Raw genomic sequence first — 25667 nt, forward strand, 5'->3', positions numbered from 1 at the left:
GCTGAACACACGTGGCTTCATCCTCTCCCGTCCGTCACGCCTGGCGGGTCCTCCTCGGCCTGCTCCTCGTGACCGGCGTGCTCTTCGGCATCAACTCGCTCGGTGTGTACGTCTTCAAGGACGCTGAGGGGGCGCCGGCGAGTTCGTGGACGCCCGAGCTCGCGCTGGACCTCCAGGGCGGCACCCAGATCGTCCTGAGCGCCGAGACGGAAGACGGAGCTGCTCCCACGCAGGAACAGCTCGACCAGGCCGCGGCGATCATCCGGCAACGTGTCGACGCGTCAGGTGTGGCTGAGGCCGACATCACGACCGAGGGCGGGCAGAACATCGTCGTCCAGATCCCGGGCGAGGCCGACGCGCAGACCCGTGAGCGGATTCAGGCGAGTGCACAGCTCGAGCTTCGGCCCGTGCTCTACACGAACGCGGCGGGCACCGAGTTCGTCGGGGAGGATGGGAACTCCACGCCGTTCCCGACCCCCGATCCCACCCTGAACGCGACGCCGACCGCGACGCCGACCGATGCGAGCGATCTCTCCTGGGTGACCGAGAAGCTCGCGGCGGAGTTCCAGGCATACGACTGCGCGAACCCCGACAACGACCCGGCCCGGGCGCCGAAGGATGAGCCGGTCATCGCCTGCTCGCCGGATGACACGCAGAAGTTCCTGCTCGGTCCGGCCGAGCTCGACGGCACCGCCATCACCGACGCTTCCGCCGGTCGCGACCAGCAGTCCGGCGCCTGGATCGTCCAGCTCACCATGAACGGCGAGGGCGGAGACGCCTTCGGCAAGGTCAGCACGCGCCTGAACCAGAACCGCATAGATGGGCTCTCGCCGCGCGATCAGTTCGCCTTCGTGCTCGATGGAGACGTGATCAGCGCGCCGCGCATGAACGGCGTCATCCTCGACGGACGCCCCAGCATCTCGGGCAGCTTCACGCAGGAGACCGCGACCACGCTCGCGGATCAACTCAAGTTCGGTGCGCTGCCGCTCAGCTTCACCGTGCAGAGCTCCGACACGATCTCCGCGACGCTCGGTACCCAGCAGCTGCAGATCGGTCTGATCGCCGGTCTCATCGGTCTCGCCCTCGTCGCGATCTACTCACTCATCGTCTATCGCGCGCTCGGATCGGTGATCATCGCCTCCATCGCGGTGATGGCGATCTTGACCTACATCATCATCTGCATCCTGGCCTGGCGCATCGGCTTCCGCCTGTCGCTCGCCGGTGTCGCGGGTCTCATCGTCTCGATCGGCTTCACGGCCGACTCGTTCATCGTCTACTTCGAACGAATACGAGATGAACTCCGCGACGGCAAGTCCATCACGGCTGCCGTGGAAGACGGCTGGGGTCGCGCGAAGCGGACGATCTACATCTCGAAGTCGATCAACGTCCTCGCCGCTGTCGTGCTGTACATCCTCGCCGACGCCACCGTGAAGGGCTTCGCGTTCACGCTCGGACTCACGACGCTGATCGACGTGTTCATCTTCGTGATCTTCACGCACCCGGTGATGCAACTGCTCGCCCGCACGCGCTTCTTCGGCGGGGGACACAAGCTGTCGGGGCTCGACCCCGAGGCGCTCGGCGCCGTCTATCGGAGTCGCTCACAGTACCGGGAGGTCTCGACGGCCTCGGCCGGGCGCGGCGCGAAGAACTCGCGGTCCCGCGGCGAAGCAGAACGTCGACAGACCATCGCCGAACGCAAACGCGCGGAGGCGCTCGCGGGCGACAGACAGACCAACGCCGGAAGTGAGGGAGACGCCTGATGCCTTCCATGAATGAGTTCGGCAACAATCTGTATTCGGGGAAGACCTCCTTCCCGTTCGTCGGCAAGCGTCGGCTCTGGTTCATCATCGCGATCGCCCTCGTGGTCGGTTCCGCGCTCGTTCCGCTGTTCCGTCCCATCCAGTTCTCGATCGAGTTCACCGGCGGGTCGCAGTTCACGGTGCAGGCCCCCGAGACGCTCGACCAGGGCGCCGCGACCGAGGCCGTCCAGTCGGTCGTGCCCGGCGCTTCGACCAAGGTCGTCGTCGTGAACAACGCCGACATCCGCGTGCAGACCGACCAGATGAGCGCCGCCGAGACGCAGCAGGTCGCCGACGCACTCGCAGAGGCCTACGGCGTCGAGGCCGCCAACGTCACCTCGTCGTTCATCGGTCCGGCGTGGGGTGAGAACGTCACCAAGCAGTCACTGTGGGGTCTCGCGATCTTCCTCGCCCTGACCTTCCTGATCCTGGCGATCTACTTCCGCACCTGGAAGATGTCGGCCGCGGCGATCATCGGCCTGCTCGACGTGCTCGTGATCACGGTGGGCGTCTACGCCCTGGCCGGATTCGAGATCTCGCCGGCGGCGGTGATCGGCTTCCTGACGATCCTCGCTTACTCCCTGTATGACACCACCGTCGTCTTCGACAAGATTCGAGAGAACACGACGGAGGACGGGGAGAAGTCTGCCCGCTTGTTCGGTGAATCGGTGAACCTCGCGGTGAACCAGACGCTCGTGCGCTCGATCAACACGTCTGTCGTCGCCGCCCTTCCGGTCGGCGCGGTGCTCTTCATCGGTGCCTTCTGGCTCGGTGCGGAATCGCTCACCGACATCTCCCTGTCGATCTTCGTCGGCATCCTGGTGGCCACCTACTCGACGCTGTTCGTGGCCGCGCCGCTCTACTCGCTGTTCCGCGAGAACGAGCCGCAGCTCAAGGAGCGGGACGCACGCATCCGCGACGCCCGCAGCAGGGCATCCGTCGAAGCCTGATCGGCTGCCCGCAGCGGGAGCTCGGCCCGCACAGCACGCGTAGGATGAACTGATCGGGAGGTGAGTTGATGGCGGAACCGCAGACGTCGACGCAGGGTTCTAGTCTGCGACGACTGGTTCCCAGGATCTTCTCCCGCGCGTCGAGGATCAACGACCTCGACAATCTGATCCGTACGGTGCGTGTGAACCACCCCAAGGGTGACTTCTCGGTCATCGAGCGGGCCTATGCCGTCGCCAAGGAGAAGCACGAGGGGCAGAAGCGTCAGAGCGGTGAGCCGTACATCACCCACCCTCTCGCGGTCGCTCAGATCCTCGCGGAGCTCGGTCTCGGCCCCCGAGCGATCGCGGCCGCCCTTCTGCACGACACGGTCGAGGACACGGGCTATGCGCTCACTGATCTGACTGCCGAGTTCGGCGACGAGGTCGCGATGCTCGTCGACGGCGTCACCAAACTCGACAAGGTCAAGTACGGTGAGAGCGCCCAGGCGGAGACCGTCCGTAAGATGATCGTGGCGATGTCGAAAGACATCCGCGTCCTGCTGATCAAGCTCGCCGACCGCCTGCACAATGCGCGCACCTGGGGCTTCGTCCCGCCGGAGAAGGCGGCGAAGAAGGCCAAGGAGACCCTCGAGATCTATGCGCCGCTGGCGAATCGACTCGGTATCCAGGCGATCAAGTCGGAACTGGAGGATCTCTCCTTCGCGGTCCTGCACCCGAAGATCTACAACGAGATCCACAGTCTCATCGCCCAGCGCACGCCTCAGCGGGAGAAGTACCTGAACCAGGTCGTCGAGGAGATCGACGAAGACCTGCGCGACCTCCGCATCCGCGGCAAGGTCGTCGGCCGTCCGAAGCAGCTCTACTCGGTGTACCAGAAGATGGTCATCCGCGGCCGGGAGTTCGACGACATCTACGATCTGATCGGCATCCGCGTGCTCGTCGCGTCCGTGCGCGACTGCTATGCGGTCCTCGGCGCGATCCACGCACGGTGGACACCACTGCCCGGACGGTTCAAGGACTACATCGCCACGCCGAAGTTCAACCTCTACCAGTCGCTCCACACGACGGTGATCGGTCCGTCGGGCCGAACCGTCGAGATCCAGATCCGCACCCACGAGATGCACCAGCAGGCCGAGTACGGAGTGGCCGCGCACTGGATGTACAAGGAGCGGATGAACGGCGGCGGCAAGACTGAGGTGCGCGCCTCCGACACCGACATGGCGTGGCTCGCCCACATCTCGGACTGGCAGGCGGAGACCGCCGACCCGGGCGAGTTCCTCGAGTCCCTGCGTTTCGAGATCGGCGCGAAGGAGGTGTACGTCTTCACGCCGAAGGGGCGCGTGATCGGTCTCCCGTCGGGTGCCACTCCGGTCGACTTCGCGTACGCCGTCCACACTGAGATCGGCCACCGCACCATGGGGGCCAAGGTCAACGGCCGACTCGTGCCGCTGGAGTCCGAGCTCAAGAGCGGCGACGTCGTCGAGGTCTTCACGTCGAAGAACCCCGACGCCGGCCCCAGCCAGGATTGGCTCGGGTTCGTCGCGAGCACGCGCGCCCGCAACAAGATTCGTGGCTGGTTCACGAAAGAGCGCCGCGAGGAAGCGATCGAGCAGGGCAAGGAGGCCATCGCACGGGCGATGCGTCGACAGAACCTGCCGCTGCAGCGTCTGATGAGCCACGACTCTTTCGCCGAGGTGGCTCGGGGGATGCACTACGAAGACGTCTCCGCGCTCTACGCCGCCGTCGGTGAGGGTCATGTCTCGACGCAGTCGGTCCTGGAGAAGGTCACCGCTCTGGTGGCGGCGAACGACCCGACGACCGGTGCCATCGACCTGCCGGGCAGCGTACCGAGCCGGGAGCCGCGTTCCGGTGACTCGGGCGTGCTCGTCCGGGGGGCCAACGACATCCTCGTGAAGCTCGCGAAGTGCTGCACCCCGGTGCCCGGTGACCAGATCGTCGGCTTCGTCACTCGCGGCAGCGGAGTGTCGGTCCACCGGGCGGACTGCGTGAACGTGAAGGCGTTGGAATCCGAGCAGGATCGTTTCGTCGAGGTGTCCTGGGCTCCGACCACGAAGAGCGTGTTCCGCGTCCAGATCCAGGTCGAGGCTCTCGACCGGTCGGGGCTCCTCTCCGACGTGACGCGTGTCCTCAGCGAACACCACGTCAACATCCTCTCCGCCACGGTGACGACGACGGACGAGCGGTTGGCACTCAGCCGCTTCGTGTTCGAGATGGGTGACGCGGTGCACCTGGACCGCGTGCTCAACGCCGTCCGACGTATCGACGCCGTCTACGACGTCTATCGCGTCACCTCCTCCTGAGCGCGAGTCGTTCCAGCGCGGCCAGCCCGACACGGCTCCCCGGTACCCTCCGCAGATCGCGCAGCGCGGCGACAGCCAGCTCCGCAGTACCGGGGGCCGCGACGGCGAGTCGGTCCATCCAGACCAGGACGCGGGGGTCGCGATGGAGGGTCGTGGCGAGGTCGAGCATCGTGCGCCCCGGTGTCGAGACCGGAACGCCGCCGATCAGCTCGACATCGGCGTCAGGCAGCACGGTGTCGTGGAAGACCAGGCGCGCACTCGTGATCGGTCGGATCCGACGTTCGATACAGCGCCTCACATGATGAACGACCGGGGGAGCGTCTCCGGCGCCGTGGATCCATGCGGCCGTCTGCGTGCAGGCGGCCGTGCCCGGCTGGACGAGCGCGGCCACCGAGCTCGCGCGGACGTCGGGTCCTGCGACCAGGTCGGCCGGGATGTAGGCGTCACCCACCTCGACGACATGGCCGTCGATCCGTGCGGCGCTGAGCTCGCTCTCGCTCAGACGTTCGCCGGGTAAGTAGAGGAAAGCGGGGTGCATGACGTCAGTCTGACGTCTTGCACCCCGCCTGCGCCGTGGGCGCGGAGAACTGTGGAGAAACCGATCAGCCCCCGAGAGCGCTCAGCCAGGCGCGACGAGCCTCGAGGGCGTCCGTCGCTTCCTTCGCGGCCTTCTTGTCACCGGCCTTCTCGGCTGCGGCCACCTCGGCCTCGAGCTTCTCGATGGCCTCGAGCAGCTGCGAGCTCATGTCGTTCGCGCGCGCCTTGGTCTCGGGGTTGTTCTTCTTCCAGTCGACGTCCTCGCGGGCCTTGAGCGCCTGCTCGATGGTGCGGAGCTTGTCGTCGAGAGCACGCTCCTTCTCGCGGGGGAAGATACGACCGATCTCATCCCACTGCCGCTGGATACGCGTGAGAAGGGCGCGAGCGCGCTTGATGTTCGACTCGTCAGCGACAGCCTTGGCCTCTTCGAGGAGAGCTTCGCGTGCTTCGATCTTCGGCGCGGACTCGGCTTCCTCGGCGGCGGACTGTTCCGCGCGGGCGGCATACAGGGCGTCGCCTGCAGCCTTGAACCGGGCCCAGAGTGCGTCGTCCGCCTTGCGTCCTGCGCGTCCGGCGGCCTTCCACTCGTCGAGCAGAGTGCGGTACGCCGGAATGCCGTCCGTTCCGCGCGGGGCGAGAGCCTCGGCGCGCTCGACGAGACGTGTCTTCGCGTCGCGAGCGAGCTTGTGCGCATCGTCGAGCTCCGAGTAGAAGGCCCGGCGCTGCTTGTCGACCACGGCGCGTGCGTCTCGGAAACGCTTCCACAGCTGCTGCGAAACGCCCTTCGACAGACGAGGGCCGTTCTGCTGCTGGGCCTGCCAGGCGTCGAACAGTTCCCCGAGCTCGGCGGTCACCTGCTTCCACTGCACCTTGCTGAGATCGCGGGCGGCGATCGCCTCCGCCTTCTCCACCAGGGCGGTGCGCTCGGCGATCGCCTGGTCGACGAGCGCCTTGGCCTGTTGTGCCTCCTGCTCGGTGGCCTCGGACAGTGAAGAGGTGAGGGCGTTCAGGCGGTCGCGGAGTCCTTCGAGGTCGCCGACCGCGGCGGCATCCGTCGCTTCATCGATCAGGTGACCCGCCTGCTTGACGAGGTCGGCGGCCGATGCGCCACCGGACTGATGGCGCTGTTCGAGCGTGTGCACCTTGAAAGCGATGTCGTCGAACTTGCGCACGAAGTAGGCGAGAGCCTCCTCCGGTGTGCCGTCGGGGTACTGTCCGACGACGCGCCAGGCGTCGCCTTCGCGGACCTCGACGGTTCCGTCGTCGGAGACGCGGCCCCATTCGGCGGATGTCGACGATGCGGCCGGCACCGAGGCGACGGGCGCGACGGCGGCCGGCGTCGGCGCCTTTCGCGGCATCGGCACGGCGGGCGGTCCGGGGACGGGGGGAGTCGGCTTCGAAGGCTCGGTGGCAGACACGTGATTCTCCTTGCGCGGTAGGGCCGCGGGAGGCGGAAAGGACGAGGCTCAGCCTAGTACGCCCGAGCACCGGGGGTGAGGCCGTCGTGCCCGATGCCGCGTCGTTACCGTTCTGTGAGCAGAAAGTTCGACGGAGGAAACATTCGACGTCACCTCCGGGAAACACGACGCTCCTATCGTCACCAGGACGACAGTCTTCCGGTCGACAGGAGCACGATGAACGGCACGGCACCCGCGGCGAGCGAGATCCTGATCGTCGGAGCGGGTGTCGCAGCCCATCGGTTCGTCGAACAGCTGCTCCGCGATCCCGATGCGCCGGTGCGGGTGACCGTCATCGGTGACGAAGGATCGGGCCCGTACGACCGCTCGGCGCTGGTACGCGTGTTCTCGGGTGTCGGTGCGGAGGAGATCCAACTCGAGCGAAGCGTGTTCCGCGACGACCGGGTTCGGCTGATCCGCGACGACCGGGTTCTCCGGATCGACCCTTCGGGACACACGGTGCGGACGCGAGCACGGCGCACCTACGCCTACGACACGCTCGTGTTGGCGACCGGTTCCTTCGGGGCGAAGGTCGCCGTGGACGGCGCGAACCTTCCCGGGTGCTTCGGGTTCCGCACCGTCGAAGACGTCGAGGCGATCCGAGCGTTCGTGGGGTCGAGGTCCCGGGAACTCGGGCGTCCCTTGCGCGGGACCGTGGTCGGTGCGGGGTTGCACGGTCTTCAGGCCGCCGAGGCGTTGAACGAGCTGGGGGTCGACACGACGGTGATCGAGTTCTCGGACCGCGTGATGCCCCGCCAACTCGATCGGTCGGCCTCAGCCGTGGTGCAGGGCGTCTTCCGAAAACGAGACATCCCGGTGCGCACGGGCGTCCGCACGACGCGACTCGATCCGGACGAGTCGGGCTCGGTCGCCTCGCTGGAGTTTCAGGACGGCTCGTTCCAACGCGCCGACGTGGTGGTGTTCACCGTCGGGGTGCGTGCCCGCGATGAGCTCGCTCGCAACGCCGGTCTCGGTGTGCATCCTGAAGGGGGCGTGCTCGTCGACGAAAGAGGTGAGACCTCGGTTCCGAGCATCCTCGCGATCGGAGAGGTGGCGCGCCTCGAAGGACGAGGCCCCGGGTACGTCGGCGCGGTGCGGGTCACGGCTGACGTCGCCGCAGCGCACGTGCGAGGCAGGGACGCACGTCTCCCTCGCGACCTCGAAGGCGGGAACGTCGCGGTCGCCGGGGTCGACATCGCGACGTTCGGCGATCCGCTCGCCTCGCCGGCGTCCGCGGTCGAGATCGTCACGCACGATGATCCCCAGGCGGGGATCTATCGCAAGCTCGTGGTCTCCGACGACGGACGCACGGTGGTCGGGGGGATCCTGGTCGGCGACACGAGCGGGTATGCGGCGCTCCGGGCCCTGGTCGGAGAAGCGTGGCGGCCCGCTCACGCCGCACGCCTGCTCTCGGCGGTCGGCGGCTCGGATGCTGTGGAGAACTGCGATCACGCCACCCTGAGCGCGCACGACCTCCTTGCTACCGCGGCTGGAGCCGGCGAGGCGACGTTCACGTCGATCCGCGACCGTTTCGGCTTCGCACGTGGCTGTCGGCGATGCACACTGGCGATCGCTCGAGTTCTCCTGCAGATCGCCGTCCAGCGGGATCTCCGGCATGCGACGGCGGCGCCCGAGGCGCAGAGGGAGGGTCACAGCCGGGTCCTGGCGGACGGAACGCACGTCGTCTCTCCGGTGATGCGCGACGGCACGCTCACCCCGAAGGAGCTGCTGGCCATCGGGGAGCTCGCCGAGCGGTACGGATTGCGAGCACGGATCACGGACGCGAGGATCGAGTTGCGAGGGGTGCGGACCGAGCACCTGCAGTCCGTGCGTGCCGGTCTGGCTGCGGCGGGACTCGCGTCGGCGTCAGGCGCCGGCGAACAAGCGGTGCTCCTCGTCGCCGAGGATCTGCCGCGGCTGGACGGTCCGCGCGTGGCATCGGACGTGCAGGAGAAGGGCCTGCCGCATCAGGGGAAGCCGGGGAAAGCTCGCGCGGGCGAGGGGAGCGCCCGCCGAGTGCCGCTTCGTCGAGTGGGGAGTCCTGCCTCATGACCCCGGTGACCGGTCGACGCCCGCCGCTCGCGGGATGCAGGATCATCGTGTCGGATGATGCGAGATCTGCGGAGCCCCCGCGCGATGGGGTTGCCGACGGACGATCGGAAGGTCTCATCGGGGTGTTGACGGATGCGGGGGCGGCGTTGTTCCGCGTCGCGGTGCCGCGAGGGGGCGCGCGGACGTCCGCCTCGCTGCGGAGCGTCGTCCAACGTGCGGCGCGAGGCGGGATCGACGCCGTGCTGTTCCTGGCCCCGACAGCTCCCTGGCTCGAGACGGCCGAGAGCACAGGAGCGCTCGAGGCCATCCGCCGAAGATCGGATTCGGGGAGGTTGCTGCTCGGAGCGCTCCATCGGGAAGATGAGGACCGACTGCGCCTCGCCGGCCTCACCGTGATGCGCACGGAGGGATCGAGCGTCACAGCACTCGCCCGGGGGGTGGTCGCGCACTACGACAGCGGTACGGCAGCGCTGGTCACCGACGCGGGCCGCCTCGAGGTCCGCAGCGGTGGTGTCGTCGTCGACGAGCGGTTCATCCCCCTCTCTCGTGGGGCCACGGGCGTCATGGAAGCGCTGTTCCTCGCAGGTGGTCGGGTCCTCTCGCGCGCCGAACTCGGCCGAGGTCTCCCGGGTGGGGAACGCAGCGGCCGGGCGGTGGAGGTCGCCGTGGCGCGCCTTCGCGAGTCGCTCGACGGTATCGATCTGGTGCAGACCGTCGTCAAGCGCGGCTATCGCTTGGCCGTCACCGAGCAGTGATCAGGTCGCGGAACCTGCTATCCGGCCGGGGTGTCGGAGGGGAGCGGCGTGGGAGTCTCCGACGGGGCGTCCGTGGGAGGGGTCGTCGGTTCCACGGTGGGAGCGGGCGTGGGTTCCGGCTCGGGTGCGGTGACCTGTGCATGCACGACCTGGCTACCGATCGCGGCGACGACGATGAGGCTCGCGGCGACCGCGGCGATCGTGTTGTCCCGGACGCGACGACGGATCTGGCCCTCGTGCCACTGCGTGCGCGCGGCGTGCAGCCGTGCGCGCTCGGCTGACGTGCGCGACTGTGCCTTCTTGGAACCGCGTGCGGCCATGCCTCGATCTCCCATCCCGACGTCATGACACGACGTCGCCTGAGAGCCTACCGGGATGCGCGCGGTCGCCCGAAGTGTCCGAGCCCGCCGGTAGCCTGGATGGATGACGTCCCCCGCCGCGCTGCTCTCCGGGCAGACGCCCCTCGCCGTGCGCATGCGCCCGGTCTCCCTCGATGAGGTCGCGGGGCAGCGTCATCTTCTGCGAGCCGGTTCCCCCATCGTCGCCCTCGCCGACCCGCAGGCGACCTCGCCGGGTGCCGTGTCGATGATCCTGTGGGGCCCACCGGGCACGGGCAAGACCACGCTCGCTCAGGCCATCGCACGGTCCTCAGGGCGCCGCTTCGTCGAGCTCTCGGCGATCACCGCCGGTGTGAAGGACGTCCGCGAGGTGATGCAGGAGGCGATCACGCAGCGCGATCTTTACGGGCAGACGACGATCCTCTTCCTCGACGAGATCCACCGCTTCACCAAGGCGCAGCAGGACGCGCTGCTTCCCGGCGTCGAGAACGGTTGGGTCATCCTGATCGCGGCGACGACCGAGAACCCCTCCTTCTCGGTGATCTCGCCGCTGCTGTCGCGCTCCTTGCTGCTCACGCTCCAGCCCCTCACCGATGAGGACATCGGGGTGCTCGTCGATCGTGCGGTGACGGACGCGCGGGGGCTGAACGGCGCCGTGGTCCTGAGCCCCGAGGCGCGTGCATCTTTGATCCGGCTCGCGTCGGGGGATGCCCGGCGTGCCCTCACGGGTCTCGAAGCAGGCGCGGCGGTCGCTGTCTCGCACGCGGCCGACACCGGCGAAGAGGACGAGTCGGACGACGGAGCCGCAGCGGCGCATGCGTCGTCGGGCGCCGCGGAGATCACCGCCGACCACATCGCGCAAGCCGTCGACAAGGCTCTGCTGCGATACGACCGTCAGGGTGACGAGCACTACGACGTCATCAGTGCGTTCATCAAGTCGATCAGAGGATCCGACCCCGATGCCGCACTTCACTACCTCGCTCGCATGATCGAAGCAGGGGAGGACCCCCGCTTCATCGCTCGGCGTCTTGTCATCTCGGCCTCGGAAGACGTGGGCCTCGCCGATCCCCAGGCTCTCGGCATCGCCGTCGCGGCGGCAGATGCGGTCGCCTTCATCGGCATGCCGGAGGGGCGCATCCCGCTCGCTGAGGCGACGGTGTATCTCGCGACCACGGCGAAGTCCAATGCGGCCTACGTGGGCATCGACGCGGCGATCGCCGACATCCGCTCCGGCGGGTTCGGACGGGTGCCGCTGCACCTGCGCGATGCCCACTATCCGGGAGCGAAGCGTCTCGGACACGGCAAGGGATACGTGTACTCCCACGACAGCGAGTACGGCGTGGTGCCGCAGCAATACCTGCCCGACGAGCTCGACGGCAAGCACTACTACGAGCCGAAGAATCTCGGTGCTGAGCGTGACATCGCCGCGCGACTCGAGCGCATCCGCCGCATCCTCGGCGACCGCTGAGCCGCCACGCAGCTGCGGAACCGCGATCTGTTAGACTTGAGCGGCTCGAAACCGAGTTTTCGGGCATCTCCTCGTTCACACCCCACCTTGCTGGCGCCCCGGCGTGCGCTCCAAGGCAGAACGCGGACGATACGTCCGTGAGTCGTGAAAGACGCGACCACGTCATCGGAAGGAAAGCTTCGTGACCACGAAGTCCCAGGACCGTCGCAAGGTTCGTCTGAGCCGCGCCCTCGGTATCCCGCTCACCCCGAAGGCCGCCCGCTACCTCGAGAAGCGTCCCTACGCTCCCGGCGAGCACGGCCGCACCAAGCGCAAGGCAGACAGCGACTACGCCGTCCGTCTGCGTGAGAAGCAGCGTCTTCGCGAGCAGTACGGCATCCGCGAGAAGCAGATGCGCAACACGTTCAACGAGGCCCGTCGTCACGACGGCCTGACCGGTGAGAACCTGGTCGAGCTCCTCGAGATGCGTCTCGACGCTCTGGTTCTGCGTTCGGGCTTCGCCCGCACCACCGCGCAGGCTCGTCAGCTCGTCGTGCACCGTCACATCCTCGTCGACGGCCAGCTCGTCGACCGCCCGTCCTTCCGCGTGAAGCCGGGTCAGCTCATCCACGTCAAGGCCAAGAGCGAGGGCACCGAGCCCTTCCAGGTGGCAGCAGCCGGCGGTCACGCCGAGGTTCTGCCCCCCGTTCCCGGCTACCTCGAGGTCGAGCTCGACAAGCTCCAGTCGCGTCTTGTCCGTCGCCCGAAGCGCGCCGAGGTCCCCGTGACCTGTGAAGTGCAGCTCGTCGTCGAGTACTACGCAGCTCGCTGATACAGCGAAAGAGCAATCAGGCAGGAGGCGTCGGGATTCCCGACGCCTCCTGTCGTTTCCGCATACGATGGTGACACCGCGCCTTCGCGGGTCAAAGGCAAGGATGACGACATGAAGAACGTGCTGTGGTTCCTGATCGGTGTGATCGGCGGCTTCGTCGCGGCTCACTTCATGAACAAGGACCCGCGTGGTCACGACATCCTCGCTGAGGTCGACGCCCGGATCAACGGATTCACCGCGATCCTCGGCGACGCCTACCGCGAGCAGGAGGCACGGCTCACGGAGCCGGGCGACAACTGAACCACCGCAGCAGCGCCCCGGCGCGGCATCTTCACGCAAGGACACCCGGCACTCTATGAAAACTGCGGAGATCGCGCAGCGTTACCTCGACTACTTCGAGAAGAACGACCACCTCATCGTCCCCTCGGCCTCGCTCGTCAGCGACGACCCGTCGCTGCTGTTCACGGTCGCCGGCATGGTGCCGATGATCCCGTACCTCACGGGCGTCGTCCCTGCGCCGCATCCGCGGATCGCGGACGTCCAGAAGTGCATTCGCACCAACGACATCGAAGAGGTCGGTCGGACCGCCCGTCACGGCACCTTCTTCCAGATGCTGGGCAACTGGTCGTTCGGCGACTACTTCAAAGAAGGCGCGATCCGTTACGCCTGGGAGCTTCTGACGGGTTCCGAGTCGGACGGGGGGCTCGGCTTCGACGAGAAGGACCTGTGGGTCACCGTCTACGAGACGGACGACGAGGCCGAAGCCATCTGGCGCGACATCATCGGTCTCAAGCCGGAGCGCATCCAGCGCCTCGGGCGCGCGGACAACTACTGGAACACAGGGCAGCCCGGACCCGGCGGTCCTGATTCCGAGATCTTCTTCGACCGCGGGCCGGCCTACGGGAAGGACGGCGGTCCCGCCGTCGACGACTCACGGTTCCTGGAGATCTGGAACCTCGTGTTCATGCAGGACTTCATCGAGAACATCCGCAGCAAGACGGAGTTCGACATCGTCGGCGAGCTGCCGATGAAGAACATCGACACCGGGATGGGACTCGAGCGTGTCGCGTTCCTCAAGCAGGGCGTCGACAACATGTACGAGTCGGATCAGGTGCGTCCGGTGCTGGATCGCGCCGTCGAGCTCTCCGGCCGCCCGTACGGTGTGCAGCATGAGGATGACGTGCGATTCCGCGTTGTCGCCGACCACGTGCGTTCCTCCCTCATGCTTCTGTCCGACGGGGTGCGTCCATCCAACGAGGGGCGTGGGTACATCCTCCGCCGTCTGATGCGCCGCACGGTCCGCTCGATGCGACTGCTCGGCGTCGATGAGCCGGTGTTCCCCGAGCTGTTCGCCGCATCGCGCGATGTGATGAAGACGACCTATCCGGAACTCGAGAGGGACTGGGCGGTACTGTCCGCCTCGGCGTTCGCCGAAGAGGAGACGTTCCGCCGGACCCTCGTGGCCGGCTCCACGATCCTCGATCTCGCCCTCGACGAGACCAGGAAGGGCGGGGGGAAGACGCTCAGCGGTCCCGAGGCGTTCCTGCTCCACGACACTTACGGCTTCCCGATCGACCTCACGCTCGAAGTCGCTGAGGAAGCGGGACTGGACGTCGACCGCGCCGCTTTCGACACGCTCATGCAGGAGCAGCGTCAGCGGGCCAAGGACGACGCTCGCAACCGCAAGCGTCAGCTCGCCGACGTATCGGTCTACCGGGAGCTGCGCTCCCTGGGCGAGACCGGTTTCGACGGATACACCGCCCTCGAGGTCGAGTCCCGTGTGCTCGGACTCCTCGTCGACGGAGTGCCTGTGCGCAGCGCATCCGAAGGGCAGATCGCCGAGGTCGTGCTCGCCGAGACGACGCTGTATGCCGAGTCCGGTGGTCAGGTGGCCGACAAGGGCACGATCGTCGGCCCGGGCTACGCGCTCGAAGTGCTCGACGTTCAGAAGCCGGTCCCCGGACTCATCAGCCACACCGTCGAAGTCACGCGCGGAAGCGTGGCCGTCGACGACGTCGCGACGTCGGTGGTGGACGCGGCGAACCGCCGTGCAGCCCGCCAGGCGCACTCGGCCACGCACCTCGTGCACGCCGCGCTCCGTGACACCCTCGGTCCGACGGCGACGCAGGCCGGTTCTTTGAATCGTGCCGGCTACATGCGCTTCGACTTCGCCTGGTCGCAGGCGCTCTCGACCGATACGCGCAGCGAGATCGAGGAGATCACCAACCGCGCAGTGCAGGACGCCTTGGAGGTGACCACGCGTATCGTCTCGCTCGACGAGGCCAAGGAAGCCGGCGCCATGGCGCTGTTCGGCGAGAAGTACGGCGACGTCGTGCGCATGGTCGACATCGGTGGGCCATGGTCGCGGGAACTCTGCGCCGGGACGCACGTGACCACCAGTGCCGAGATCGGGCTGGTCAGCCTGGTCGGGGAGTCCTCGGTGGGCGCCTCCAACCGTCGTATCGAAGCTCTCGTCGGCGCCGATGCTTTCCGTGAGCTCGCGGCTGAGCGGGCGATCGTGTCGCAGCTGACGAGTTCCCTCAAGACGCCGCGTGAGCAGCTGCCGGAGCGGATCGCCGACCTGACGGCCAGCCTGAAGGCTGCCGAGAAGCGCATCGCGCAGTTCGAGGCGAAGGAGAGAGCCGGACAGGTGCCGGCCATCGTCGACGCCGCGACGCGCGTCGGTGCGTTCCGACTGGCCGCGCAGAGTCTGGGCGAAGTCGCATCGGCGGATGACGTGCGAGACCTCGTCAACGGCGTGCGCGATCGGCTCGGCTCGGATGCCGCTGTGGTGGCACTCGGCGCGGTCGTGGGCGGGCGGCCCGTCGTCGTCGTCGCGACCAATGACGCGGCACGCTCGGCGGGAGCGAAGGCCGGTGCGCTCGCGAAGCGGGCGGCCGGGGTGCTCGGCGGCGGCGGTGGCGGGCGCGATGATGTCGCGCAAGGTGGCGGCGCCGACACGGCGGCTCTGCCGTCGGCGCTCGAAGCCATCGCACAGGAGCTGCGCGGCGCGTGAGCACTTTCCGCCGCGGTGTGCGGCTCGGCATCGACGTGGGGCGCGCGCGGGTCGGTGTCGCGCGCTGCGACCCCGACGGGATGCTGGCCGTCCCCGTGGAGACAGTGCCTCGCGACGAGGCCTCGATCGCCCGGATCCTTCAGATCGCGAGCGAGTACGACCCGTTGGAGTTCGTGGTCGGTCTGCCGGTCAACATGCAGGGTGCGGATACCGCGTCGACCACGGACGCGCGGGAGTTCGCCGCCGAGCTCTGCCGGCGCAGCGGCACTCCGGTGCGGCTCGTGGACGAGCGGTTGAGCACCGTGACGGCGCATGCCGCATTGCGCAGTTCCGGGAGATCTCAGAAGAAGTCTCGTAGCATTGTGGATCAGGTCGCCGCCGTGGTGCTTCTGCAGCAGGCGATCGATATGGAGAAGAGCACCGGAAACCCGGCCGGTGCCGTCATCTCGCCTGACGAGGAGCACGCCTGACGATGTCCGAACGCGACAACGAAACGCCGCGGCACGACGCAGATTCCCGCCTGGGGGATCTCTTCGAGAACCTGCCCGAGCCGACCGCGCAGATTCCCACGGTCGACAACAGCGCGCCCGTTCCGGGCTCGCGTCGGGCGGCCAGAGAAGCGGCCGCGGGGGAGTCCCGCCCCGTCACCGGTGCCGATACTCCGGCCGAGGCTTCTCCCGTGCCGGTTCGCGCTTCTGCGGACGACGCCGTCGCCGCCGCCGGTGCGGTGCCCTCGCCGACTCCGCTCCGTGCCTCGGCGGATGCCGCGGACACCCCCACCCGTGCCGTGCCCCGGATCGAGTCGCCCTCGGGTGCCGCGGCGACACCGGAGCCTGTGCTCGGCGGTGGGCTGGACGACCTCTTCGTCCCCCATGACGATCACATCGACGCCGCGCCGAAGAAGAAGCGCCGCAAGGGGTGCTTGATCGCGCTGATCATCGTTCTGGTGATCTTCGGTGGTATCGCGGCGGCCGGAGTCTGGGTGGCGAACACCTACGGCGAGAAGATCAGTGACGCGATGGGCTGGGGCGATTCGAAGGACTGGGAGCCGGGTCTGGCGACCGGCGAGGCCTTCGTCACGATCAAGGAGGGCGACACCGGCTCTCCCGTGTCGACCGCACTGTACGAGGCGGGGGTGACGAAGACCGAGAGCGTCTTCTACGACTACCTCGTCGACGAGAACATCGCCGTGATCTTCTACCCGGGCGTGTACAAGCTGCAGACGAAGATGACGGCCGAGGCCGCCCTCGCGGCGCTCCGGGACGACGCGAACAAGCTCGAGAACACAGTCTCCGTCGCTGAAGGTGGAACCATCGTCTCCTCCCTCCCTGCCATGGCCGAGACCCTCGGTCTGCCGCTGGCGGACTTCGAGGCGGCCGTCAAGGATCCTTCGCAGTACGGGGTGGAAGCACAGAGCCTCGAAGGCTGGTTGTTCCCGGCCGTCTATACGTTCGATCCCGAGGTCACGGCCACGCAGGTCATCCAGCGCATGGTCGATCGCACCCGCGAATCGCTGGCCGCTGCGGGGGTCCCCGCCGGTGACGAGGAGCGCATACTGACCATCGCCTCGATCATCCAGCGAGAAGGTCGGCTCGACGACTTCGCGAAGGTCTCGCGCGTGATCCAGAACCGTCTCGATATCAATATGAAGCTGCAGATGGACTCGACGGCGCAATACGGCTACGGCTCGCTGCACGAGGGCGTCGTCTCGAGTTCCAAGGAAGCGCTGGAAGACGACAACGCCTGGAACACATACGTCCGGGAGGGCCTCCCCGCGACGCCGATCGCGAGCCCGAGTGACGCCGCGATCTCGGCGGCGATGAACCCCGTCGATGGCCCGTGGCTCTACTTCGTCACGATCAACCTCAGCACGGGGGAGACGCAGTTCTCCGAGACCATGGCCGAGCACGAGCAGGGGATCGAGAAGTGGCGCGAATGGTGCCGCGCGAACCCCGACGCCGGGTGCTGACTCGGTGACGCGCACGCGACTCGCGGTCTGGGGGGACCCGATCGCGCACTCCAAGTCCCCTCACCTGCATGCCGCCGCGTATCGGGTCCTCGGTCTGAGCTGGGAGTACGGACGGCGTCAGGTCTCTGCGGAGGCCTTCACCGTCGCACTCGGTGGACTCGACGACACGTGGCGCGGTTTGTCGCTGACCATGCCGTTGAAGGGGGAGGGCTACCGCGCCGCTGCGACGAGGGATCGCCACGCAGACCTCACGGGCGCCGTCAACACCCTGTTGCTCGGGGCGGCGCCCGCCGGTTTCAACACCGATGTCGGCGGGATCATCGACGCGCTGTCGGAGGCGGGGATCACCGCTGCGGAGACGGCGCGCATCATCGGTGCCGGCGCCACTGCCGCGTCCGCGCTCGTCGCCGCCTCCGAGATCGGGGTGAAGCACGTGGAGGTTCGGGCTCGACGCCCGGAGCGGGCGAAGGCACTCGTCGCCCTCGGCGACCGCTTGGGTATTCCGGTCGAAGTACGCTCCCTCGACGGCGGGCGCGACGCGGTCGACCTGACCCTCTCGACCTTGCCCAGTGCGACCGCCCTTCCTGTCGAAACCGCGGTGGGGTTGGCCGAGACCGGCGGAGCCTTGTTCGATGCTGCCTATGCGCCCTGGCCCTCCGCCCTCGCGTCCCGCTGGAGCGACGGCACGGTGGTGTCCGGCTTGGGGATGCTGCTGCATCAGGCCGTGCGCCAGATCCGGATCTTCCGGCACGGGGATCCGGCGCTCCCGCTGCCCGCCGAAGCAGAGGTCGTCTCGGCCATGCGCGCCGCGCTCTGAGCGGACGGCGTCGAAACGCGGCGCGGCGAGGGGGCCAACCCGTGGGAGACTGGAGCAATGCTCCGCGTGCTCACGGCCGGCGAATCGCACGGCCCAGAACTCATCGCCGTCATGGAGGGCCTGCCCTCCGGCGTCCCTGTGTCCTCCGAGGCCATCCAGGCCGATCTCGCTCGTCGCAAGCTGGGCTATGGCCGTGGCTCGCGCATGAAGTTCGAGCAGGACGCGCTGACCATCTCCGGCGGTGTGCGGCACGGCAAGAGCCTCGGCAGCCCGATCGCTCTTCGCATCGGCAACACCGAGTGGCCGAAGTGGATCGAGGTCATGAACCCCGAGCCCGTGGAGCTCACCGACAAGTCCCGTGGGCGCAGCGCGCCCCTCACCCGTCCACGTCCGGGGCACGCCGACCTCGTGGGCATGCAGAAGTACGACTTCGACGAGGCGCGTCCGATCCTCGAACGAGCGAGTGCTCGGGAGACGGCTGCGCGTGTCGCGCTCGGGGCGATCGCCCGATCGTTCCTCGGTGAGCTCGGTATCCGCCTGGTCAGCCACACCCTGTCGATCGGGCCGGTGCGGGTGCCCGAGGGGTCTCCGCTCCCCACGCCCGACGATGTCGAGGCGCTCGATGCCGATCCGCTCCGGTGCTTCGACACCGCGACCTCCGCTCTGATGGTGGCCGAGGTCGATGACGCGAAGAAGGACGGCGACACGCTGGGCGGCATCGTCGAGGTGCTCGCGTACGGCCTTCCTCCGGGACTCGGCTCCCACGTGCACTGGGACCGACGCCTCGACGCGCGTCTCGCTCAGGCGCTCATGAGCATCCAGGCGATCAAGGGCGTCGAGGTCGGCGACGGCTTCGAGACCACGCGCCGCCGAGGTTCGGCCGCCCACGATGAGCTCTTCGCCACCGCGGACGGCATCACGCGCGGCTCGGACAGGGCCGGAGGCACGGAAGGCGGCATGTCCACCGGAACCGTGTTGCGCGTCCGCGCCGGGATGAAGCCGATCGCGACCGTTCCGCATGCCCTCCGCACGATCGACACCGCCACGGGTGACGACGCCACCGCTCACCACCAGCGCTCCGACGTGTGCGCTGTGCCCGCCGCCGGAGTGGTCGCCGAGGCGATGGTCGCCGTGGAGCTCGCGAACGCCGTGCTCGAGAAGTTCGGTGGCGACAGCATCCGCGAGACCCGTCGCAACCTCGAGGGCTACCTCGAAGGCATCCCGGCGGGGCTGCGGACGACACCGGCGTCCGAGGCGGCGCTCATCGCGCATGACGAGCGCGGCTGATCCGCTGACGCTGGTGCTGGTCGGCCCGATGGCCGCAGGCAAGACCAGCGTCGGACGCCGCGTCGCTCGGCGACTCGGCGTCGCTTTCGTCGACACGGACAAACGCATCGTGGCGGAACACGGTCCGATCTCCGGCATCTTCGCCGAGTACGGAGAGGCGCACTTCCGGGAGCTCGAACGCGCCGCGGTCGCCCAGGCCCTCGCCGACGGGGGCGTGATCTCCCTCGGTGGAGGCGCGGTCACGCAGGCGGCCACCCGCGAACTCCTGAAAGCGCATCCGGTCGTCTTCCTGACGGTGAACCCAGACGCAGTGGCGGACAGGCTCCGCGGCAGCAACCGCCCCCTCCTGTCAGGGGATGAGGATCCGGTGGAGCGCTGGAAGAAGATCTTCGAGGAACGCCGGGGGTGGTACGCCGAGGTCGCCTCGACCACCTTCGACACCTCACGTCGTCCGATGCAGAAGATCGCGGATGACATCGTGACATGGAGGAGAGAACAGCGATGAGCACGACGACCATCGGCGTCACGGGGAACGACGCCTACGACATCACGATCGGACGCGGAATCCTGGATCGGGTCTCCGCCGCGCTCGCGCCGGGCGTCCGCAAGGTGCTGGTGGTGCATCCGCCCACGCTCGCGTCCCGCGCTGCCGAACTGCGCGACAGACTTCTCGCCGACACCACCGACGGTCCGCGCGAGGTACTGCTCGCGGAGATCCCGGATGCCGAGCAGGGCAAACGGATCGAGGTGGCGGCCTTCTGCTGGCAGGTGATGGGCCAGGCGGACTTCACCCGCAGCGATGCGGTCATCGGATACGGCGGGGGAGCGGTGACCGACCTCGCCGGGTTCGTCGCCGCGACCTGGCTGCGAGGCGTGCAGCTGATCCAGGTGCCGACCACGGTACTGGGCCTCGTCGATGCGTCGGTCGGTGGCAAGACCGGTGTCAACACCGCGGAGGGCAAGAACCTCGTGGGGGCGTTCTGGGCGCCGAGCGCCGTGGTCGGCGACCTCGACGAGCTCGCCAGCCTGAGTCCCAACGAGGCGACCGCAGGATTCGCCGAGGTCGTCAAGGCCGGATTCATCTGGGCTCCGGAGATCCTGGACATCATCGAGGCCGATCCGCTCCGCGCCGTCGACACGACATCCGAGGAGTTCCGCCGCGCGGTCGAACTGGCGATCGACATGAAGGCGAAGGTCGTCTCGGACGACTTCCGCGAGGCCGGACTCCGCGAGATCCTCAACTACGGGCACACGCTCGGACACGCGATCGAGCATGCGGAACGGTACCGCTGGCGGCACGGCGCCGCGATCTCGGTCGGGATGCTCTACGCCGCCGAGCTCTCGCGGCTCGCGGGTCGTCTGTCCGACTCCGCTGCCGAGCGGCACCGGACGATCCTGGAGTCGCTGGGCCTTCCGACCTCGTACCGTGCGGGGGCATGGCCGCAGTTGCTCGCCACCATGCAGCGCGACAAGAAGAGCCGCGGCGGGATGCTGCGCTTCATCCTCCTCGACGACCTCGCGAAGCCCACCGTCCTGCAGGCTCCTGACGAGTCGCTGCTGTTCGCCGCCTATCAGGAGGTCGGGGAGTGAGCCGCCGGATCCTCCTGGTCAACGGGCCGAACCTGAATCTCCTCGGTACCCGCGAGCCCGACGTGTACGGCACGGCGACTCTCGCGGACGTGGAGCGGATCACCGCCGAGGCCGCAGCCGCGGTCGGGTTCGAGGTCCGGGCGCTGCAGAGCAACCACGAGGGAGTGCTGGTCGACGCGATCCATGCGGCACGGGAGGACTGCGCCGGAATCGTGATCAATCCGGGCGGACTCACGCACACGTCGGTGGTGCTGCGTGACGCGCTCACCGGGGTGGCGCTGCCGTTCGCGGAGGTCCACATCTCCGATGTGCTCGCGCGTGAGGCCTTCCGCCACCATTCCTACCTGGAAGATGTGGCGGCCGTGCGGGTCGCCGGCCGTGGCGTCGACGGCTACGCAGACGCTGTGCGACAGCTCGCCGCACTCATCCCGTAGAATCGACTGTCGGTCTCGTCCGACCCCGCAGACACACGAACGGAACTCGCAGCGCATGGCATCTACCGCAGACATCAAGAACGGCGTCGTCCTCAGCATCGACGGGCAGCTCTGGAGCGTCATCGAGTTCCAGCATGTGAAGCCCGGCAAGGGTGGCGCGTTCGTGCGCACCAAGCTGAAGAACGTCGTGTCGGGGAAGGTCGTCGACCGCACCTACAACGCCGGCGCCAAGATCGAGATCGAGAACGTCGACCGCCGCGACTACACCTACCTGTACACGGACGGCGACGGCTACGTGTTCATGGACCAGACGGACTTCGACCAGATCACGGTCGGGGCCGCCACGGTCGGCGACGCGAAGAACTTCCTCCTCGAGAACCAGGCCGTCACGATCGCCCTGAACAACGGCAACCCCCTGTACCTCGACCTCCCGGCCTCCGTGATCCTGGAGATCACCTACACCGAGCCCGGCCTGCAGGGTGACCGCTCGTCGGCAGGCACCAAGCCCGCCACGCTCGAGACCGGTTACGAGATCCAGGTGCCGCTGTTCGTCGAGGCCGGCACCAAGGTCAAGGTCGACACCCGCACGGGTGACTACCTCGGCCGCGAGAAGTAAGGCGTGAGCGCCCGGACGAAGGCGCGCAAGCGCGCTCTCGACATCCTCTTCTCCTCCGATGTGCGCGGGGACGACCTCGCCGTGACCCTGGCCGCCGAGGCCAAGCGTGCCGCGAGTGAGCCCGCACGCGAGGCCTCGTGGCTCTACGCGCGCGAGATCGTCGACGGCATCATCGACACCCGCGACGAGATCGACGAGCAGATCACGACGCACAGTCGGGACTGGAAGCTGGAGCGCATGCCCGCGGTCGATCGCGCGCTGCTCCGGATCGCGGTGTGGGAGATCCTGTACAACGACGAAGTGCCGACTGCGGTTGCGATCGACGAGGCCGTCGAACTCGCGAAGGAGTTCTCCACCGACGACTCCGGGGCGTTCGTGCACGGCGTCCTCGCCCGGGTGGCTCGCGCAGCCTGACCCGTCCGACGCGTCGTACTGTCGGCGGTGGCGGAGAGGATGGAAGCATGGCTCTTCCGTTCGAACCGTCCCGATCCGAGGGGCCGCCGTACGCAGACTGGCGTACGATCCTCGGTCCTTCGCGTGACGACGCGAAGACGCCCCTCGCGCTCGGTGTCGAGTTGCGGGTGCGCGACGGACGCGGGGCGAACCCCTGGGCCTCGCGCCCGCAGCGTACGGCCACAGCCCGCGACGTGGCGAAGCGCACGGGGGAGATCCTTCTCGGGATCCGCCCGCTCGAGCGGAGCGCCGCGACGGATGCCTGGGTGCAGGGGTCTGCGACGTGGGACGCGGTGCGGCGTTCGTCTTCGCAGTACGGGCGGGATCGATCACGGTGGTTCGCCGACCTGCTGAGCATCGCCCGGGACACTCTCTTGTCGGGTACCGCCGGTGACTGGCTGGTCGCGGATCTGATCGAATCCGGCCTGCTGTGGGGGCACCTGCGAACCGCTGCGGACCTCGGGATACCGCTCGTCGCCACGCAGAAGAACACGAGCGTCGCCGTGGCGGAGCAGGCCACCATCGGCGCGACGATCGGACGCGCCGAGGACGGAGGACTCGTGGTGCGCCCCGACATCACGATCGACGGCCGCGAGGTCGAGCCCCGGGACGTCCGGGCGATCGGTCGCAGCGGCGTGTACGAGATCGCGCAGCACGGCACGCGCCTGCACGTGACACTGGCGGAGGTGCCGCTCAGCGAGCCCGTCCACGCCCTGATCGGTCCCGCGGCGGGTCTCGAGGTTCCGGCGGGCGACGAAGCGGCGTTCTTCCAGGATGCGTATCCGCTGCTCGGGCGTCGGATCACCGTGCGCTCCGCAGACCGTGTCGAACTGCCTGCGCTGCCCGCACCTCATGCCGTGCTGGAGCTGTCTTTCCGTCGGGGTGACACGGTCTCCTATACCTTCGCGTGGGAGTATCGAGGATTCGGACGGGTTCCGTTCGCCGCCAGCGACCATGCGGTGCGCGACACCACGGCGGAGGCGGCGCACCGCGACGCGCTTCAGAACGTCTGGACCGAGCATCTGGGGGAGGCTCTCCAGGCAGCGGGCTCGTTCCACGACGTCGCGGCAGCCGAGTTCGTCACCCGGATCGTCCCCGCTCTCGAAGCCCACGGCGTCACGGTCGTGGTCTCGGGTCGGCGCAAGAGCTATCACGAGCTGACGGGCGACCCGGAGATCACCGTGTCGACCGTGGAGAGCACGGATCCGGACTGGTTCGACCTCGGCGTGCTGGTCAAGATCGATGGGCGCACGATCCCGTTCGAACCGCTGTTCACGGCACTGAGCACCGGTCGGAAGAAGCTCCTCCTCGTCGACGGCAGCTACTTCTCGCTGAACCATCGCGCCCTCGATCACCTGCGTGAGCTCATCGACGAAGCGGGCGCGCTCGACGAGTGGGAGACGGGTCCTCGGATCAGCCGGTATCAGACAGACCTCTGGGAGGAGTTCGAGGACCTCGCCGACGAGGCTCTCCCGGCCGTCACCTGGCGCGCCACCGCCGACGCTCTGCGTCGTGCTTCCTCCGTGCCCTCGGTTCCGGTGCCGCCGGCGGTGAACGCCACGCTGCGGCCGTACCAGAAGGAGGGGCTGGATTGGCTCGCATTCCTCTGGAACCACGGCCTAGGAGGAATCCTCGCCGATGACATGGGACTCGGCAAGACGCTCCAGCTCCTCGCACTCATCACACACGCCAGGGAGGCGGGGGAGCATCGCCCGTTCCTGGTCGTCGTACCCACCTCCGTGCTGGCCACCTGGCGGAGCGAGGCCGCTCGATTCACGCCCTCGCTTCGGGTGCTGCTCCGGGCGAGCACCCAGGGTCCCGGGTTGGTCGACCACCTCGGCGAGACCGACCTCGTGATCACGACCTATGCCGTCGCCCGGCTCGACGAGGCCGAGTACGCGGCTGTGGATTGGGCGGGGCTCATCCTCGACGAGGCGCAGTTCGTCAAGAACCCCGCGACGAAGCTGCACCGCGCCGTCGCCTCCTTCTCGGCCGATGTGACCTTCGCCGTCACCGGAACCCCGATGGAGAACAGCCTCAGCGAGCTGTGGGCACTGTTGAAGCTAACGGCGCCCGGACTCTTCCCGTCGGCGCGGAAGTTCCGCGAGCGGTACATCCAGCCGATCGAGCAGGGCAAGGTGCCGGAGAACGAGGAGGGCGGCGAGTACCGGCAACGACGCCTCGCGCAGTTGCGACGACGGATACGCCCGTTGCTGCTGCGGCGCACGAAGGAGATCGTCGCTCCGGAACTCCCTGCGAAGCAGGAGCAGATCCTCGAGGTCGAGCTCGGTGCCTCCCACCGTGCCCTGTACGAGACGGTGCTGCAGCGGGAACGTCAGAAGGTGCTGGGCCTACTCGAAGACCTCGATCGCAACCGCTTCATCGTGTTCCGCTCGCTCACCCTGATGCGCATGCTCAGCCTCGCTCCCGGTCTCATCGACCCGGAAGACGCGAAGATCGGTTCGCGCAAGCTCGACGTCCTCCTCGAGCGGGTGATCGAGCTCCAGGCCGAGGGCCACCGGGCCCTGGTGTTCAGTCAGTTCACGTCCTTCCTCGACCTGGCCGCAGCCCGCCTGGATGCCGCGGGAATCCCCTACGCCCATCTGGACGGGACGACCAGGCACCGCCAGAAGGTGGTCGACGGATTCACCGGCGGGGAGCAGCCGGTGTTCCTGATCAGCTTGAAGGCAGGGGGATTCGGCCTCACGCTGACCGAAGCCGACTACGTGTTCCTCCTCGACCCGTGGTGGAATCCCGCGGCGGAGGCGCAGGCGATCGACCGCACGCACCGCATCGGACAGGACCGTCAGGTGTTCGTCTACCGGATGATCTCCACCGGGACCATCGAAGAGAAGGTGCTCGAGCTGCAGCGCCGCAAGGCCCGATTGTTCACCGCCGTCCTCGATGAGGAAGCGCTGTTCGCACAATCGCTGACCGCCGACGACATCCGCGGCTTGTTCGAGGGGTGAGATGAATACTCCCGGCTCGGTCGACCGG

The 25667-nt window shown here is 68.0% G+C and carries 22 protein-coding genes; 19 read left to right on the forward strand and 3 right to left on the reverse strand.

Annotated features, from left to right (window positions below):
• The first annotated feature begins 11 nt into the window (after nt 1–11).
• From secD to KV397_RS07885, 3 genes are all read left to right on the forward strand, one after another.
• Complete coding sequence (gene secD, locus KV397_RS07875) at nt 12–1760, forward strand: protein translocase subunit SecD (RefSeq protein ID WP_131491065.1); 1749 nt, start codon at nt 12–14, stop codon at nt 1758–1760.
• Nucleotides 1760–2749 (forward strand): protein translocase subunit SecF, encoded by a 990-nt coding sequence (secF, locus tag KV397_RS07880; protein WP_134353751.1) that lies wholly within the window; start codon nt 1760–1762, stop codon nt 2747–2749. Before secD ends, secF begins: the two co-directional genes overlap by 1 nt.
• 68 nt (nt 2750–2817) lie before the next feature.
• Nucleotides 2818–5070, forward strand: a complete 2253-nt coding sequence (locus KV397_RS07885) for a RelA/SpoT family protein (protein WP_047519493.1) — start codon at nt 2818–2820, stop codon at nt 5068–5070.
• Here KV397_RS07885 and KV397_RS07890 read toward each other — a convergent pair.
• Entirely contained in the window at nt 5057–5608 is a 552-nt protein-coding gene (locus KV397_RS07890) for a type IV toxin-antitoxin system AbiEi family antitoxin (RefSeq protein WP_131491063.1), read from the reverse strand. The genes KV397_RS07885 and KV397_RS07890 overlap by 14 nt on opposite strands.
• Nucleotides 5609–5672: 64 nt before the next feature.
• Entirely contained in the window at nt 5673–7025 is a 1353-nt protein-coding gene (locus tag KV397_RS07895; protein ID WP_194239231.1) for a DUF349 domain-containing protein, read from the reverse strand.
• 216 nt (nt 7026–7241) lie between these two features.
• Between KV397_RS07895 and KV397_RS07900 the strand changes: the two genes are divergently transcribed.
• Together KV397_RS07900 and KV397_RS07905 are read left to right on the forward strand one after the other, a co-directional pair.
• Nucleotides 7242–9116, forward strand: coding sequence for an FAD-dependent oxidoreductase (locus KV397_RS07900; RefSeq protein WP_261812575.1), 1875 nt, complete (start codon nt 7242–7244; stop codon nt 9114–9116).
• Complete coding sequence (locus KV397_RS07905; RefSeq protein ID WP_261812576.1) at nt 9113–9871, forward strand: winged helix-turn-helix domain-containing protein; 759 nt, start codon at nt 9113–9115, stop codon at nt 9869–9871. The genes KV397_RS07900 and KV397_RS07905 overlap by 4 nt, the downstream gene beginning before the upstream one ends.
• Nucleotides 9872–9888: 17 nt before the next feature.
• Here the strand turns inward: KV397_RS07905 and KV397_RS07910 are convergent, their stop codons facing one another.
• Nucleotides 9889–10191 (reverse strand): hypothetical protein, encoded by a 303-nt coding sequence (locus KV397_RS07910; RefSeq protein WP_227991631.1) that lies wholly within the window; start codon nt 10189–10191, stop codon nt 9889–9891.
• 103 nt (nt 10192–10294) lie between these two features.
• Here KV397_RS07910 and KV397_RS07915 point away from each other — a divergent pair, with 103 nt between their 5' ends.
• From KV397_RS07915 to KV397_RS07980, 14 genes are all read left to right on the forward strand, one after another.
• Nucleotides 10295–11677, forward strand: coding sequence for a replication-associated recombination protein A (locus tag KV397_RS07915; RefSeq protein WP_081996884.1), 1383 nt, complete (start codon nt 10295–10297; stop codon nt 11675–11677).
• A 181-nt stretch (nt 11678–11858) separates the two neighbouring features.
• Entirely contained in the window at nt 11859–12488 is a 630-nt protein-coding gene (rpsD, locus tag KV397_RS07920) for a 30S ribosomal protein S4 (protein WP_047519497.1), read from the forward strand.
• Between the two features lie 111 nt (nt 12489–12599).
• Nucleotides 12600–12788, forward strand: a complete 189-nt coding sequence (locus tag KV397_RS07925; protein ID WP_017202147.1) for a hypothetical protein — start codon at nt 12600–12602, stop codon at nt 12786–12788.
• Between the two features lie 55 nt (nt 12789–12843).
• On the forward strand, nt 12844–15504 hold the full coding sequence (gene alaS, locus KV397_RS07930; RefSeq protein WP_131491058.1) for an alanine--tRNA ligase: 2661 nt from the start codon (nt 12844–12846) through the stop codon (nt 15502–15504).
• Nucleotides 15501–15974, forward strand: a complete 474-nt coding sequence (gene ruvX / locus KV397_RS07935) for a Holliday junction resolvase RuvX (protein WP_047519501.1) — start codon at nt 15501–15503, stop codon at nt 15972–15974. The genes alaS and ruvX overlap by 4 nt, the downstream gene beginning before the upstream one ends.
• Before the next feature lie 2 nt (nt 15975–15976).
• Nucleotides 15977–17473, forward strand: a complete 1497-nt coding sequence (mltG, locus tag KV397_RS07940; protein WP_131491057.1) for an endolytic transglycosylase MltG — start codon at nt 15977–15979, stop codon at nt 17471–17473.
• 4 nt (nt 17474–17477) lie between these two features.
• Nucleotides 17478–18290, forward strand: a complete 813-nt coding sequence (locus tag KV397_RS07945; protein ID WP_131491056.1) for a shikimate dehydrogenase family protein — start codon at nt 17478–17480, stop codon at nt 18288–18290.
• 57 nt (nt 18291–18347) lie between these two features.
• Nucleotides 18348–19577 carry a chorismate synthase gene (gene aroC / locus KV397_RS07950; protein ID WP_131491055.1) on the forward strand — a complete coding sequence of 410 codons (1230 nt, stop codon included), beginning with the start codon at nt 18348–18350 and terminating at the stop codon, nt 19575–19577.
• Nucleotides 19561–20082 (forward strand): shikimate kinase, encoded by a 522-nt coding sequence (locus KV397_RS07955; protein ID WP_131491054.1) that lies wholly within the window; start codon nt 19561–19563, stop codon nt 20080–20082. Before aroC ends, KV397_RS07955 begins: the two co-directional genes overlap by 17 nt.
• Complete coding sequence (gene aroB, locus KV397_RS07960) at nt 20079–21167, forward strand: 3-dehydroquinate synthase (RefSeq protein WP_261812577.1); 1089 nt, start codon at nt 20079–20081, stop codon at nt 21165–21167. Before KV397_RS07955 ends, aroB begins: the two co-directional genes overlap by 4 nt.
• Entirely contained in the window at nt 21164–21601 is a 438-nt protein-coding gene (locus KV397_RS07965) for a type II 3-dehydroquinate dehydratase (RefSeq protein ID WP_261812578.1), read from the forward strand. Before aroB ends, KV397_RS07965 begins: the two co-directional genes overlap by 4 nt.
• 55 nt (nt 21602–21656) lie before the next feature.
• Complete coding sequence (gene efp, locus KV397_RS07970; protein WP_047519512.1) at nt 21657–22217, forward strand: elongation factor P; 561 nt, start codon at nt 21657–21659, stop codon at nt 22215–22217.
• A 3-nt stretch (nt 22218–22220) separates the two neighbouring features.
• Nucleotides 22221–22631, forward strand: coding sequence for a transcription antitermination factor NusB (gene nusB / locus KV397_RS07975; protein WP_047519514.1), 411 nt, complete (start codon nt 22221–22223; stop codon nt 22629–22631).
• 47 nt (nt 22632–22678) lie between these two features.
• On the forward strand, nt 22679–25639 hold the full coding sequence (locus tag KV397_RS07980) for a DEAD/DEAH box helicase (protein ID WP_261812579.1): 2961 nt from the start codon (nt 22679–22681) through the stop codon (nt 25637–25639).
• Nucleotides 25640–25667: the final 28 nt, after the last annotated feature.

The organism is Microbacterium aurugineum, assembly GCF_023101205.1.
In the GTDB taxonomy this organism is placed as follows: domain Bacteria; phylum Actinomycetota; class Actinomycetes; order Actinomycetales; family Microbacteriaceae; genus Microbacterium; species Microbacterium aurugineum.